Origin of the sequence: Methylobacterium sp. ME121 (assembly GCF_000974725.1) — a bacterium.
Taxonomy (GTDB): Bacteria; Pseudomonadota; Alphaproteobacteria; order Rhizobiales; family Beijerinckiaceae; genus Methylobacterium; species Methylobacterium radiotolerans.
Window position 1 is genome coordinate 191,866 of sequence record NZ_BBUX01000002.1, and the last position, 14,767, is coordinate 206,632.

11 protein-coding genes are annotated in these 14,767 nt (G+C 72.5%); 5 read left to right on the plus strand and 6 right to left on the minus strand.

Features of this window, described 5'->3' with window-relative positions; genetic code table 11:
• Nucleotides 1-182: 182 nt before the first annotated feature.
• On the minus strand, nt 183-851 hold the full coding sequence (gene minC / locus ME121_RS03310) for a septum site-determining protein MinC (RefSeq protein WP_051475927.1): 669 nt from the start codon (nt 849-851) through the stop codon (nt 183-185).
• A 212-nt stretch (nt 852-1,063) separates the two neighbouring features.
• Between minC and addA the strand changes: the two genes are divergently transcribed.
• A complete protein-coding gene (gene addA, locus ME121_RS03315; protein WP_012320319.1) occupies nt 1,064-4,561 on the plus strand; it encodes a double-strand break repair helicase AddA in 3,498 nt (1,165 codons plus the stop codon).
• Between the two features lie 223 nt (nt 4,562-4,784).
• Nucleotides 4,785-5,108, plus strand: a complete 324-nt coding sequence (trxA, locus tag ME121_RS03320; protein ID WP_010682902.1) for a thioredoxin — start codon at nt 4,785-4,787, stop codon at nt 5,106-5,108.
• Between the two features lie 123 nt (nt 5,109-5,231).
• Here the strand turns inward: trxA and ME121_RS03325 are convergent, their stop codons facing one another.
• The 4 genes from ME121_RS03325 to trpA form a co-directional block, all read right to left on the minus strand.
• On the minus strand, nt 5,232-6,131 hold the full coding sequence (locus ME121_RS03325; RefSeq protein WP_012320320.1) for an outer membrane protein: 900 nt from the start codon (nt 6,129-6,131) through the stop codon (nt 5,232-5,234).
• A 233-nt stretch (nt 6,132-6,364) separates the two neighbouring features.
• Nucleotides 6,365-7,690 (minus strand): bifunctional folylpolyglutamate synthase/dihydrofolate synthase, encoded by a 1,326-nt coding sequence (locus tag ME121_RS03330; protein ID WP_012320321.1) that lies wholly within the window; start codon nt 7,688-7,690, stop codon nt 6,365-6,367.
• An 8-nt stretch (nt 7,691-7,698) separates the two neighbouring features.
• Nucleotides 7,699-8,595: an acetyl-CoA carboxylase, carboxyltransferase subunit beta gene (accD, locus tag ME121_RS03335; protein WP_012320322.1), complete on the minus strand. Its 897-nt coding sequence runs from the start codon at nt 8,593-8,595 to the stop codon at nt 7,699-7,701.
• An 80-nt stretch (nt 8,596-8,675) separates the two neighbouring features.
• The gene (gene trpA / locus ME121_RS03340; protein WP_012320323.1) at nt 8,676-9,515 is read right to left on the minus strand and encodes a tryptophan synthase subunit alpha; all 840 of its coding nucleotides are present in this window, start codon (nt 9,513-9,515) and stop codon (nt 8,676-8,678) included.
• Nucleotides 9,516-9,713: 198 nt separating this feature from the next.
• Between trpA and ME121_RS03345 the strand changes: the two genes are divergently transcribed.
• The 3 genes from ME121_RS03345 to ME121_RS03355 all read left to right on the plus strand — a co-directional run bounded on the left by ME121_RS03345 (nt 9,714) and on the right by ME121_RS03355 (nt 14,046).
• Entirely contained in the window at nt 9,714-10,379 is a 666-nt protein-coding gene (locus ME121_RS03345; RefSeq protein ID WP_024829346.1) for an HAD-IA family hydrolase, read from the plus strand.
• A gap of 94 nt (nt 10,380-10,473) precedes the next feature.
• The gene (locus tag ME121_RS03350; RefSeq protein ID WP_059408350.1) at nt 10,474-11,256 is read left to right on the plus strand and encodes a fumarylacetoacetate hydrolase family protein; all 783 of its coding nucleotides are present in this window, start codon (nt 10,474-10,476) and stop codon (nt 11,254-11,256) included.
• A 117-nt stretch (nt 11,257-11,373) separates the two neighbouring features.
• A complete protein-coding gene (locus ME121_RS03355) occupies nt 11,374-14,046 on the plus strand; it encodes an MGH1-like glycoside hydrolase domain-containing protein (RefSeq protein WP_059408351.1) in 2,673 nt (890 codons plus the stop codon).
• A 41-nt stretch (nt 14,047-14,087) separates the two neighbouring features.
• Here ME121_RS03355 and ME121_RS03360 read toward each other — a convergent pair whose 3' ends face one another.
• A complete protein-coding gene (locus tag ME121_RS03360) occupies nt 14,088-14,495 on the minus strand; it encodes a Ros/MucR family transcriptional regulator (RefSeq protein WP_012320327.1) in 408 nt (135 codons plus the stop codon).
• Nucleotides 14,496-14,767: the final 272 nt, after the last annotated feature.

Sequence of the window (14,767 nt, forward strand, 5' to 3'; positions counted from 1 at the left end):
GGACCATTGACGGCGGGTATGGTTACCGAAGGGTTAAGTTTCTGATCCGGTCGGCAAATTCTGCCGGGATCCTGGTATCGGGGCAGCGGAGGACGGTTCCACAGCCCCAACGCGGCTCTCGCGAGGGGAGCACCACCCGTCCGAGCGCGCCGCGGAGACGGGAGGGGCCGTCGGGAAGCTTCTCACCCCCGCTCGAACAGGTTGAGCTTGATCGCGTCTTCCAGCAGCCGCACCTCCACGGCCTGTCCCCGGAAGGCCGGGTCGAGGTCGTCGGCGGCGCGGTAGAGGCCGTCGATCGCCACCAGCTCCGGCTCGAACCGCCGGCACCAGATCCGCGCCGTCGGGTTCCCGGCCGCGCCGGCGATCGCGCGACCGCGCAGGGCGCCGTAGACGTGGATGGAGCCCCCCGCGATCACCTCGGCACCCGACGCCACGGCGCCAAGCACCGTGACGTCGCCCTCGAGATGCAGCACAGTCTGGCCGGAGCGCACGGGCGCGTCGAGGATCAGCGAGCGGGCCGTCTCCTTGGCCTGCGGCTCGGCCGGCGCCGGCGCGTCCGCGGCCGACTCGTCCGGGGCGGCGACCTCCCCGGCAGGCCGCCCGCCCGACAGGGCCGGCGGGGTTCCGGAATCCAGCAGCGACGGCGCCGCGCCCTCGATCCCGAGGACCGCGATGTTGCGGGCGGCCAGCTCGGCGAGCAGACCGTCGAGATCCTCCCGGTTGAGCCGCAATCCGGACAGGTCGAGGATCACCGGCCGGCCGGCGAAGAAGTTCGGCGCGCGGCGGTTGAGGGCGTCGAGGTCGCCGAACCAGTCGGCCACCGGGGGTATCGGCGCCAGGACGGTGGCCATGAAGGAGCGGCCGCGGAAGCGGATCGGCGGGCGCGCCGGCTCGGATGTCGGCTGGGTCACGGGCGTGTTCGGTATGCGCGGGAGGGATCGTCTGCATCCATGGGACGGCGCCGCGCCGGGAGCAATCCCGCAAGGCCCGGTGTGACGCCTTGGCGGGTCCGCGGGCGCGTTTCTGTTGTAGAGAGAGCCGGCAGCCGAGCCGGACCGGACCGTTGAGCAGCGCCACCTCGCACGCCCCCGCCCCCTTCGTCGTCGATGACCTGACCCGCGCCAACCAGCGTCGGGCCGCCGACCCGCGCGCCTCGGCCTGGGTCTCGGCCAATGCCGGCGCGGGCAAGACCAAGGTCCTCACCGACCGGGTGGTCCGGCTGCTCCTCGACGAGGCGCCGCCCGGCCGGATTCTCTGCCTGACCTTCACCAAGGCCGCGGCGGCCAATATGGCGATCCGCGTCTTCCGGCTCCTCGGTCGCTGGGTGACGCTGGACGACGAGACCCTCGCCGCCGAACTCGCCGAACTCACCGGCGAGCGCGCCGGGCCCGAGCGCCTGCGGCTGGCGCGCCGCCTCTTCGCCCGGGCGGTCGAGACGCCGGGCGGCCTCAAGATCGAGACGCTGCACGCCCTGTGCGAGCGGCTGCTTCACATGTTCCCCTTCGAGGCGAACGTGCCGGCCCGCTTCGTGGTGCTCGACGAGGCCAAGGCCCGGGAACTGTTCGACATCGAGATGGCCAACGTCCTGGCCGACGCCGTCGCGAACGGCGACACGCCGCTGAGCGCCGCCCTCGCGCGGGTCACGCCGGAAGCCACGGGCGACACCCTGCGGGCGGCGATCCGGGCGGCCATGCGGGCGCGGAGCTTCATCGGCGACGCCGCCGGCCTGGAGCGGGCCTTCGGTCGGCTGCACGGGGCGCTGGGGTTGGCGGCCGAGGAATCCGCCGAGCGGATCGAGGCCGCGATCCTCGAGGGCGGTCCCGGGTGCCGTCCGGAGGAGCGCGCCGCGCTGGTCGCGGCGCTCCGCACCGGCAAGGCCAACGACGAGAAGCTCGCCGACGCCCTGGAGGCCGCCGAGGCCGAGCGGGTGCGCGCGGCGGACCTTCCCGAACGGGCCGAGGCGCTCGCCCTCTACCGGTCGGTGTTCTTCACCCAGAAGGACGAGCCCAAGGCCGACAGCAGCCTCGGGACCAAGGGCGTGCCGGCCGGCGCCAAGGCGGCGCTGCTCGCCGAGCGGGACCGGCTGGAGCCGCTGTTCGACCGCCTGCGCGCCGCCCGGGCCCATGCCCGCACGCAGGCGCTGTTCCAGATCGCCGCCGAGATCCACCGCCGCGTCGAGGCGCAGAAGGCGCGCCTCGGCGCCCTCGACTTCGACGACCTGATCCACAAGGCGCTGGACCTGCTCGGGCGCGTCGGCGCCGGCTGGGTCCTGTACAAGCTCGACCGCGGGATCGACCACGTCCTCGTCGACGAGGCGCAGGACACGAACCCGGAGCAGTGGGCGATCCTGCGGGCGATCACGCAGGAATTCGCCGCCGGCGAGGGCGCGCGGATCGGCAGCCGGACGCGCTTCGCGGTGGGCGATCCCAAGCAGTCGATCTACGGCTTCCAGGGCGCGGAGCCGCGGGAATTCGCCCTGACCCGCGCGTCCTGGATCGCGGAATCGCGCTCAGCCGGCCTGACCTTCGAGGACGTGCCGCTCACCCTGTCGTTCCGCTCGACCGGCCTCGTCCTGCGCGCCGTCGACGCGGTCTTCGCCCTTGACGCGCACAACGAGGGGCTCTCGTTCGAGGACACGGTGCGCACGACCGTGCATGCCAGTGCCCGGCCGGGCGCGCCCGGCGCGGTGGAGCTGTGGCCGATCGCCGAGCCGGAGCCGGCCGCGGAGCCGGATGCCTGGACCGCCCCCGTCGACGCGCCGGAGACCAGCGCTCCCGCGATCGTCACCGCCCGCCGGGTGGCGCAGGCGGTGCGCGCCTGGACCACCACGGGGGACGCGACCGGCCGGATCTGGCGCCCCGGGGACGTCCTGATCCTGGTCCGGAAGCGCGGGCCCGCCTTCGAGGAGGTGATCCGCGCCCTGAAGGGCATCGGCGTCCCGGTCGCCGGGCAGGACCGGCTTGAGGTCTCCGCGCACATCGCCGTGGCCGACCTGGTCGCCGCCGGCCGGGCGGGGCTCCTGCCGGCCGACGACCTGACCCTCGCGACCGCCCTCAAGACGCCGCTCGTTGGCCTCACCGACGACGACCTGGTGCGGATCGCGGCCCGCCGCGACCTCGCCGAGACCCTGGAGGATGCGCTGCACCGCCACGCCGAAGCGGGCGACGCGGCCGCGCGGCGCGGGCTCGAGGCCCTGTCGGGCTGGATCGCGCTGGCGGGGCTCCACGGCCCGTTCGGCTTCTACGCCCGGCTCCTCGGGCCGCAGGGCGGCCGGGCCAAGCTGGTGGCCCGCCTCGGCGGCGAGGCCGGGGACGCCATCGACGTGTTCCTCGCCGCCGCCGCCCAGGCCGAGACCGGCGAGGACGCCCCGTCGCTGGGCGGCTTCCTCGCCCGCTACGTCGGGGCCGAGGCCGGGCACACGGTCAAGCGCGACCTCGAATCGGGCCGCGACGAGGTCCGGGTCATGACGGTCCACGGCGCCAAGGGCCTGGAGGCGCCGGTCGTGGTGATCCTCGACGGGTGCGAGCCCCTCGGCCGCAACGACCCGCCCCTGCTCCCGCTCCCGGCGACGGAGATCGCCCTGCCGCCGGTCTGGTCGGGGGGGCGGACCCAGGACTGCGCCGCCACCGACGCGGCGCGCGCGGCCCTGCTCGCCAAGGCGCGGCAGGAGCACAACCGCCTGCTCTACGTCGCCATGACCCGGGCGGCCGACCGGCTGATCGTGGCGCCCTTCCGCGGCCACGAGCGCGAGACCGAGGCGGCGTGGTGCCGGATGATCCACGCGGGCCTCGAGGCGGCGCTCGGCGCCGGCCGCTCGCTGGAACTCCCCTACGGCCCCGCGACCCTCTGGCAGGACGGCGCCCCGGCGGGTCCCGCTCCCGCCGCGGCGGCGCCCGCGTCCGGGCCGGAGGCCGAGCTCGAGCCGGACTGGCTGCGCGGGCCGGTCCCGCCGGAGCCGGCCTTCGAGGCCCTGAACCCGTCCGGCGCCTTGCAGGCGGCGGACGGCGCGCGCGTGCCGCCGCCGCGTCTCGCCGACGCGCAGGCCCGCCGCCGGGGAATCCTGACCCACGCCCTGCTGCAGCACCTGCCCCGGGTCGAGCCCGCCCGCCGGGAGACGGCCGGGCGCGCCTTCGTGCGGGCCCGGGCGCCCGGGCTGCCGCGCGCGGCCGCGCCCGCGATCGTCCGGTCGGTCCTCCGGATCGTCGACGCCCCGGAGCTGGCGCCGCTCTTCGCGCCGGACGCCCGCGCGGAGGTGGCGCTCTCGGGGCGGGTCCGGGCCGGCGGTACGGACCGGGTGGTTCAGGGTCGCGTCGATCGCCTCGCCGTGACGGCGGACGCGGTGCACCTCGCCGACTTCAAGACCGGCCGCCCGCCCGAGCCCGGCGCGCCGCTGCCGGCCGCGGAGGCCGGCCAGATCGCCCTCTACGCGCGCCTCCTCGCGCAGATCTATCCGGGCCGGACGATCCGCCCGCTCCTCGTCTGGACCTCGGGCCCCGTGATCCGGACCCTGGACCCCGACGACGTCGCGGCGGCCCTGGACCGGATCGGCATCGAAGCGTGACGCGTCGCCCCCGGCCGGGCGCCCGGGGGCGGCCCGCATGCGCCAGCGCACATCGCGGCGCGCCCGTGTGTCCACAGGGCGCCCCGTCCCGGCCGCCGGCGCCCGCCCCCGGGGACCGGACTTCTTGACCGCGCGCCGGGCCGTCGCCAATTCTGACGGGACCGCGCGGGCCTCTGCCCGTTCGACGCCGCCCGACGGGCGGCGGATTCCGAAAGGTGACGTTATGGCGACGGTGAAAGTAACCGACGCGAGCTTCGAGCAGGACGTTCTCAAGTCCGCCGAGCCCGTCGTGGTGGATTTCTGGGCGGAGTGGTGCGGCCCGTGCCGTCAGATCGGCCCGGCCCTCGAGGAGATCGCGACCGACCTGCAGGGCAAGGTGAAGATCGCCAAGGTCAACGTCGACGAGAACCCGCAGATCGCCGCCCAGTACGGCATCCGCTCGATCCCGACGCTGCTGCTCTTCAAGAACGGCGAGCGGGTGGACCAGAAGGTCGGCGCCGCCCCGAAGGGCGACCTGTCGCGCTGGATCGGCGCCCAGACTGCCTGAACCGCCTTCGAGGCCCTGAACGACGAAAAGAAAGCCCGGCCGCGAGGCCGGGCTTTCTCGGTTTCGAGCCCAAGATTGTTCTTGAGGGATCCCGGAGCGAAGTCCGGGATCCCGCGTCCGGTCTCAGTACGAGCCGAACTTGTAGTTCAGGCCGGCGCGGACGACGGCGAAGGCGTTCTCGTTCCGGCTGGCGCCGGCGAGCGAGTACACCGGCACCAGGCCGACCGGGGAGATCGCGGCGCCGACCAGCGGCGCCTGGGCGCGGCCGTTGTTGTTGTCGAGGTTCACGTACAGGCCTTCCACCTTCAGCGTCACGGCCGAGGAGCGGAAGAAGTTCAGGAACGAGTCGGTGGGCAGGGCGTACTCGACACCGCCGCCGACGGTCCAGCCGGTCTTGAAGTCGTTCCGGCGGCCGGCGAAGTTCTGCAGGCCGACGCGAGCGCCGTCATCCGTGCCGGTGGCGTAGGCGAAACCACCCGTGGCGTACACGAGGGTCCGGTCGAAGGCGTAACCGAGACGACCGCGGACGGTGCCGAAGAAGTCGATGGTGTTGAGCGTGCCGTTGACCGGGATGAAGCCCGGGTTGATCGCCGCGGCGTTCGTGGCGAAGCGGGCGCGACGGCCGAAGTCGAGGTACTGGGCGTCAGCCTCGAAGCCGATCACGGCGCCGGAGCCCGGGGTCAGCTGCCAGTTGTAGCCGATCTGGCCACCGCCCGAGAAACCTTCGCGGCTGTCGTTGCTGTAGATCAGCGACGAGCCGTTCGGCAGCAGGGCCTGGTAGGGGACGAGACCGCCCGGCACCAGCGCGACCGGGTTGCCGGGCGTCTGGACGAAGCCGCGGGTGGAGTTGCTGCTGGCGTCGAACGCGTAGCCGGCGTTGATACCGAAGTAGGCACCGGTCCAGGTGAACACCGGAACGGGGGTGAACACCGGCGGCGGCGCGGCGCGGCGCGGCAGATCGGCGGCCGAAGCGGCAGCCGTGAGCGCGGTGAACGCCGCGAGAGAGGTGAGAAGCTTCTTCATTACTGTGATCCCCAGCATAAGCCCGATCGAGGGGGAAATTATGCGATCGGGCCCCGCGAGGATGTAGCTTAGCTGCCACAGCGGGAGGAAAGCGTGGCCGTGGGCGGGTCTCCATCCGGGCGATTGCGGCGATTCGACGGATTTTCGAATGCAGAATCCGAGTTGCACAGGTGTCCGGCGTGCCGGCCACTAGATACAGCCGGCGCGCGGGGAGTCGGCAGACTGGAGACGACTCAGACCGGCGGCGTGTCGTTGGCGGCTAGAACCATGCCGGCCAAGTAGAGCGATCCGCAGATCAGGATCCGCGGAGGGCGCTCGAAGGCGATGTCCCGCACCAGGGCGAGGGCCGCCTCGATGCTCGGCGCCGCGTAGGTCGAGAGGCCGACCTCCTCGCCGATCCGCGCGACCTCCTCGGCCGGGCGCGCGGCCATCGTTCCGGTGATCGGAACGGCCACGAGGGCCCGGGCCAGACCCACGAAGTTGCGCAGGAAGCCGTCGGCGTCCTTCGTGCCGAGCAGGCCGACCACGAGGACGAGCGGCACGTCGCTCTTCTCGCCGAGATCCGCCATGGCGGCGGCGAGGATCCGGCCGCCGTCGATGTTGTGGCCGCCGTCGAGCCAGAGCTCGGTGCCGGGATCGAGCTGGGCGGCCAGTCGGCCGCGCCCGAGGCGCTGCAGCCGGCCGGGCCACTCGACCTCGGTCAGCCCCCGCTCCAGGGCCGCCGTCCCGATATCGCCGAACCCGGCGGCACGTAGCGCGGTGATCGCCGTTCCGGCGTTGACCAGCTGATGGCGCCCGGCGAGGCGCGGCCGCGGGAGGTCGAACAGGTCGGTCTCGTCCTGGTAGACGAGCCGGCCGCGCTCCTCGTGCACGGAGAAGTCCTGATTACCGACCAGCACGGGCCCGGCGCCGACGGCTTCCGCGCGCCGGCAGAGGACGGCGTCGGCCTCGGCGTAGTCCTGGGCGGCGATCACCGCCGGGCAGCCGCGCTTGAAGATCCCGGCCTTCTCGGTCGCGACCGACTCGACCGTGTCGCCGAGATACTCGGCATGGTCGCGGCCGATCGGCGTCACCACCGCGCAGGCCGGCCGGTCGATCACGTTGGTGGCGTCGAGCCGGCCGCCGAGGCCGACTTCCAGGAGCAGCACGTCGGCGGGGCTCTCCGAGAAGAGCAGGAACGCCGCGGCCGTGGTGATCTCGAACATCGTGATCGGCTCGCCGGCATTGGCGCTCTCACAGCGCGCGAAGGCGTCGGCCAGACGGTCCTCGTCCACGAAGTGCCCGCCGCCGATCCCGCCGATGCGCATCCGCTCGTGGAATCGCACGAGGTGCGGGGAGGTGTAGACGTGGGCGGCCAAGCCGCCGGCCTCCAGGATCGACCGCATGAACGCGATGGTCGAGCCCTTGCCGTTGGTGCCGGCCACGTGGATCACGGGCGGCAGGCGGCGCTCCGGATGGTTCAGCCGCGCGAGCAGCCGCTCGATGCGGCCGAGCGACAGGTCGATGGTGCGGGGGTGGAGCGCCAGGAAGCGCGCCATCAGGGCGTCGGACGAGGCCATCGCCGGGCTCAGGCCGCCTCGGAGGCCGCGGCCGGTGCGCCGGCCTGGGACACGTTGGTCAGGAGACTGCAGAGACGCGCGATCGTCTCCTTGAGCTGGTGCCGGTGGACGACCTGATCGACCATGCCGTGCTCGCGCAGGTACTCCGCCCGCTGGAAGCCGTCCGGCAGCTTCTCCCGGATCGTCTGCTCGATCACCCGCGGTCCCGCGAAGCAGATCAGGGCACCCGGCTCGGCGAGGTGGACGTCGCCCAGCATCGCGTAGGAGGCGGTGACGCCGCCGGTGGTCGGGTTCGTCAGCACCACGATGTAGGGGAGCCGCGCCGCGTTGAGCCGGCGCACCGCCACGGTGGTCCGCGGCATCTGCATCAGGGAGAGGATGCCCTCCTGCATCCGCGCGCCGCCGGAGGCCGCGAACAGCACGTAGGGCGTGCGCTTCTCCAGAGCCGTCTCGGCGCCGCGCACGAAGGCCTCGCCCGCCGCCATGCCCAGCGACCCGGCCATGAAGCCGAATTCCTGCGCGGCCAGCGTCATCGGCAGGCCGCCGACCCGGCCGAAGCCGATCTTGAACGCGTCCTGCAGGCCGGTCTTGGCCCGGGCCTCCTTGAGCCGGTCGACGTAGCGCTTCTCGTCGCGGAACTTCAGCGGGTCGGGGGCGACTTCGGGCAGGGCCACGTCGATCCAGGTACCCTCGTCGAACATCATCTTCAGGCGCGCCTGGGCGCCCATCTTCAGGTGATGCTCGGAGCCGGGGATCACCCAGTGATTGGCCTCCACCTCCTTGTGAAAGACCATCTGCCCCGTGTCCGGGCACTTGACCCAGAGGTTCTCGGGCGTCTCGCGCTTGAACAAGGTCTTGATCCGGGGGCGCACCACCTCCGAGATCCAGTTCATCGGTTCGACCATCGACTCGCGTCCGTCCGCTTCAAGCCCGCGCAGATATCAGGTGCGGCGCGCGCCGCCGCCAGGGGTGCCCGGCCCGCCCGTCAGGCGGCCCGCCCGACGCCCGCCGACCGCACGCCCGCGGCGAGTTCGCGCACCAGCTCGGTCACCGCCCCGACGCTTCCGGCCTGCGGCCGGCCCTCGCCGTCGAGGGAGCGCACCAGGGCGTCCACCAGCGCGGAGCCGACCACGACGCCGTCGGCGCCCTTGGCGATCGCCGCGGCGTGCGCGCCGGTCTTGACGCCGAAGCCCACGACGACGGGCAGGTCTGTGTGGCGGCGGATGCGGGCGACCGCCTCGGAGACCTTGCCGAAATCCGGTGTCGCCGTCCCGGTGATGCCGGTGATCGACACGTAGTAGACGAAGCCCGCCGTGTTCGCGAGGACGGCCGGCAGACGCCGCTCGTCGGTCGTCGGCGTGGCGAGGCGGATGAAGGCGAGGCCCTTGCCGAGGGCCGGCAGGCACAGCTCGGCATCCTCCTCGGGCGGGAGATCGACGACGATCAGCCCGTCGACGCCGGCCGCCACCGCGTCGTCGAGGAAGCGGTCGACGCCGTAGGTGTGGATCGGGTTGTAGTAGCCCATCAGCACGACGGGCGTGGTGTCGTTGCCGGCGCGGAAGCGGCGCACGAGGTCGAGGGTGCCCGACACGGTCTGGCCCGCCTTGAGCGCCCGCAGGCCGGCGGCCTGGATCGCCGGGCCGTCCGCCATCGGGTCGGTGAACGGCAGGCCGAATTCCAGGATGTCGGCGCCGGCGCCCGGCAGCGCCTTCAGGACCTCCAGAGAGGTCTCGGGATCGGGATCGCCGGACATCACGTAGGTGACGAGGACGGACCGGTTCTCCGCGCGGGCGCGGGCGAAGGTGGCGTCGATGCGGCTCGGCATGGTCGGTCGATATTCGCTTCTGCAGGGCCGCCGACGGCCCGGGGTTGCACCCGCGCTACACCAAAGGCATCGGCCCGTGAAGCGGGCGGGCCCGCGGCGACCCCGGGCGAAGGCGTCCCGGAGGCCCGGCCGCCCGCGAGACGCGGCCATGCGCGCGGGCCGGTTGCCGGGACGGCGGCGCCGGCCTAGCCCTCGCCCATGCCCGAGTCAGCCCTCCCGTCGCGCCCCCTGGCGGCGCTCCTGTTCGACATGGACGGGACGATCATCAGCTCGATCGCCTCCGCGGAGCGGATCTGGTCGCGCTGGGCCGAGGCGCACGGCCTCGACGCGGCGTCCTTCCTGCCGACGATCCACGGCGTGCAGTCGGTCGAGACCATCCGGCGGCTGAACCTGCCGGGCGTCGATCCCGTGGCCGAGGCCGCCGCGATCACCGAGGCCGAGATGGCGGATGTCGACGACATCGTGGCCATCCCGGGGGCGCGGGCCTTCCTGGAGGCGCTGCCGCGCCACCGCTGGGCGATCGTCACCTCGGCGCCCCGGCGGCTGGCGGAGCGCCGCCTCGCGGCGGCCGGCATGCCGGTCCCCGACCTTCTCGTGGCCGCCGAGGACGTAGCGCGGGGCAAGCCCGCGCCGGACTGCTTCCTGCTGGCGGCCGGACGCCTCGGCGTCGCGGCGGCGGATTGCCTCGTGTTCGAGGACGCCCCGGCCGGCATCCGTGCGGCCGAGGCCGCGGATGCGGCCGTCGTGGTCGTCACCGCCACCCATCACGAGCCGGTGAGGACCAATCATCCCACGATTGCCGACTACACCGGGCTGCGCGTCGCGGCCGCGGCGGAGGGGATCCGGGTGACACGGACCGCCTGAGCCTTTCCATCCCGGCCGCGGACCGCTGGCGGCCGGTCCCGCCCGGTCGTATCGCCCGCATGCGGCGCACGGATCGCGGTGAAGGGACAGAGGCATGGCAACGATCGATCGACGCCGCGTGCTCGGGGCGGTCGCCGCCGGCGCCGCCGCGGGCCTCGGCCCCGCCGCGGCCGCCGAGGCGCAGCCGGACCCGCTGTTCCCGCTCGCGCAGGCCACCATCCCGATCCTGGGCGAGTCGCAGGTCTTCCCGGTCCGCCGGATCTACTGCATCGGCCGCAACTACGCGGCCCATGCCCGCGAGATGGGCTCCGACCCGTCGCGCGAGCCGCCCTTCTTCTTCCAGAAACCGGCGGATGCCGTGCAGGTCGTGGCGGGCGGCGTCGCCGAGCATCCCTACCCGTCGCTGACCCAGAACTACCACCACGAGATCGAGCTCGTCGCCGTGCTGAAGTCGGGCGGCCGCGACATCCCGGCCGCGCAGGCGCTCGACCACGTCTACGGCTACGCCACCGGCCTCGACATGACCCGCCGGGACCTCCAGCGCGGGATGGGTAACCAGAAGAAGCCGTGGGAGATCGGCAAGAGCTTCGACCGTTCCGCGCCCATCACGCCGATCCTGCCCGTCGTCCGGGCCGGGCATCCAACCCGCGGCCGCATCCGGCTCGCCGTGAACGGCACCGTGCGGCAGGACGCCGACCTGTCGGAGATGATCTGGTCGGTGGCCGAGCAGATCGCGGAGCTGTCGCGGGCCTTCGAGCTCAAGGCCGGCGACATCGTCTTCTCCGGGACGCCCGAGAATGTCGGGCCGGTCGTCCGCGGGGACGTGCTCGCGGGCTCGATCGCGGGCCTGCCGGACCTGTCGATCCGCATCGTCTGATCCCGCATCGTTTGACGCTCCCCCCGCGGCGACGCGGCGCCGGCGGGACGACGACTTTCCCTGCCGGCGGCGCGGCTCTATCCCGTACGGATCCGCGGGGGCAGGAGCAGCGCGCGTATGACCAAGCCCGACGGCGTGCCGCCGAACCTCTTCGACACCGCCGAGGGACGCCGTCTCGTGGAGGCACGCTCCGATCCGGCGTGGCGCCGCTGGGGGCCGTATCTCAGCGACCGGCAATGGGGCACGGTGCGGGAGGATTACAGCCCGGGTGGCGACGCCTGGGACTACCTGCCCCACGACCATGCCCGGTCCCGCGCCTATCGCTGGGGCGAGGACGGGATCGGCGGCTTCGGCGACCGCCACCTGAACTGGTGCCTGTCCCTGGCGCTCTGGAACGGGCGCGACCCGATCCTGAAGGAGCGGCTGTTCGGCCTGACCAACCAGGAAGGCAACCACGGCGAGGACGTCAAGGAACTCTACTACTACCTCGACGGAATCCCGACCCACGCATTCATGCGGATGCTGTACAAGTACCCACAGGCGGCATTCCCTTACGAGTCCCTGGTCGAGGAGAATGCGCGGCGCGGCCTCGACGACCCGGAATTCGAGCTCCTCGATACCGGCCTGTTCGACCAGGGCCGCTACTTCGACGTCGAGATCGCCTACGCCAAGGCCGCGCCCGACGACATCCTGATGCGGGTCACCGCCACAAATCGCGGCCCGGACGCCGCCGACCTGACGCTGCTGCCGCAGCTCTGGGCCCGCAACACGTGGTCGTGGAAGCAGGGCACGCCGAGGCCGGAACTGATGGCCGGGTCGGAGGGCTCGGTCTGGGCGCGCCACCCCGAGATGCCGACCTTCCGCTTCTTCGCCGAGGGCGCGGGCGACCTGCTGTTCACCGAGAACGAGACGAACACGCACCGGCTGTTCGGCAGCGGCCCCGCCGAGGGCTTCTACAAGGACGGCATCGACCGCCGCGTCGTGGGCGGCGACCGGGCCGCCGTCAACGCGCTGTCCGGCACGAAGTGCGCCGCCCGCTACGACCTGCATCTCGGCCCGGGCGAGACGCGGAGCGTGCGCCTGCGCCTGCGCGCCGAGACCGCGCCGGGCGAGCCCTTCGCGGATTTCGACGCGGTCTTCGCCGCCCGCGAGGCGGAGGCCGACGATTTCTACGGGGCGCTCCAGGCGCCGATCGCCGACCCAGAGATGCGGCTCGTGCAGCGGCAGGCGCTCGCCGGCATGCTCTGGTCGAAGCAGCTCTACCATTACGACGTGCGCGAGTGGCTCGCCGGCGACCCGGCGCAGCCCGCTCCGGCGCCGGAGCGGCGGCACGGCCGCAACAGCGACTGGGCTCACCTGCGCGCCAACGACATCATCTCGATGCCGGATGCCTGGGAGTACCCCTGGTTCGCCTCCTGGGATCTTGCTCTCCAGGCGATCGTGTTCGGGCTCATCGATCCCGACTTCGCCAAGAACCAGCTCCTGCTCCTGGTCGACGAGGCCTACACCCACCCGAACGCCGCGCTGCCGGCCTACGAATGGGGCTTCGGGGACGCCAATCCGCCGGTCCACGCGCTGGCCGCCTGGCGGGTGTTCGAGCTGGACCGGGCCCTCACCGGCGAGCCGGACCACGCCTTCCTCAAGCGGATCTTCAACAAGCTCACCTTGAACTTCACGTGGTGGGTGAACCGGAAGGATTCCGACGACCGCAACCTATTCCAGGGCGGGTTCCTCGGCCTCGACAACATCGGCATCTTCGACCGGTCGAAGCCGGTGGGAGACGGCGCCACGCTGACCCAGTCCGACGCGACCGCCTGGATGGCGACCTACGCGCTGAACCTGATGCGGATCGCCATCGAGCTGGCCCTCGACGACCCGACCTTCGAGGACATGGCGGAGAAGTTCTTCGAGCACTTCCTCCTCATCGCCGGCGCCACCGGCGCGGGCGTGTGGGACGAGCCGGACGGCTTCTTCTACGACGTGATCGAGACCCGCGACGGCCAGCGCCTCCCGATCCGGGCCCGGACCATGGTCGGCCTGATCCCGATCTTCGCGGTGGCGGTGATCAATGAGTGCGACCTCGCGCGGCTGCCGTCCCTGCGCAGCCGGATGGTGTTCTTCCTCAAGAACCGCCCGGACCTCGCGACGCTGGTCTCGCGCTGGAACGAGCCCGGCGAGGGTCAGACGGCGCTGCTGTCGCTGCTGCGCGGGCACCGGCTGAAGGCCCTGCTCCACCGCGCCCTCGACCCGAACGAGTTCCTGTCGGATTACGGGCTGCGCGCCGTGTCCCGCGTCTACGCGGACGAGCCGTTCTGCTTCGCGTGGAACGGGCGGGACCTGGGGCTCGCCTACGAGCCGGCCGAGTCGCGCTCGCGCCTGTTCGGCGGCAACTCGAACTGGCGGGGCCCGGTGTGGATGCCGGTCAACTACCTGCTCATCGCCGGGCTGAACCGCTTCCACGACTATTACGGCCCCGACTTCCGCGTCGAGGCGCCGACCGGGTCGGGCCGGACCTACGCGCTCCGGGAGATCGCCGCCCACCTGTCACGGCGCCTGATCAGCCTCTCGACCCGTCGCCCGGACGGGCGCAGGCCGGTCTACGGCGACAGCCGGATCGAGCAGGAAGACCCGCATTTCCGCGATCTCGTCCTGTTCTACGAATACTATCACGGGGATAGCGGCCGCGGGGTCGGCGCGTCGCACCAGACCGGGTGGTCCGGGCTCGTGGCCCTGATGATCCAGGAAGTGGCGACCGCCGCCGCCGAGGCGCAGACTCCGCCCTGGCCGTGAGGGTCGGTCGCCGGCCTGGCGCGCCGGCGACCGACGCGACGTCACTCCGCGGCCTGCTGCATCCGCAGGCGCTGGTCCTGACCGATCTGGCGGGAGATCGTCGAGCGGCGGGCGCTGTAGGCGGCCGAGACCAGCGGGTAATCGACGGGCAGGCCCCACTTGGCCTTGTAGGCCTCGGGCGTGAGGCCGCGCATCGTCAGGTGGCGCCGCAGCGCCTTGTAGGGCTTGCCGTCCTCGAAGCTGATGAGCGTGTCGGGCCGGATCGAGGCCTTTATCTGCGCCTCGGTCGGCCGCCGGACCTGCGGCTCCGCCGGCTGGTCCAGAGCCGTGATCGAGCGGTGTACCTCGGAGAGCAGGTCGGGCAACGTTCCCGCCGGGACGCTGTTGCGCGTGACGTAGGCGCTCAGGATCTTTGCGGCGAGTTCGACGCTCGGCGATGTCATCTGCATGGTCGTCACCTCGATTCTACGTGTTTCGGATGTGGCGCTCGTCGGTTTCCGTCGGGCTCTTCGCCGCCGACGGCCGGTGCATGTCCCTGAGACGTTCTCGGCTCCGGCCGGAGGCGGCGGATGGGCTCATTATGCGCCCGTCCGCCGTCGCTACAACCGAGCCGCGCATTTATCGCGCCGATATTTCTACTTAGGATTGAGATTTAGGGTCAACGACGAATCAACGGGCGCGTCGTTGTTCCGGCTCAAGTGCGGTATTGAGGACTCACCTG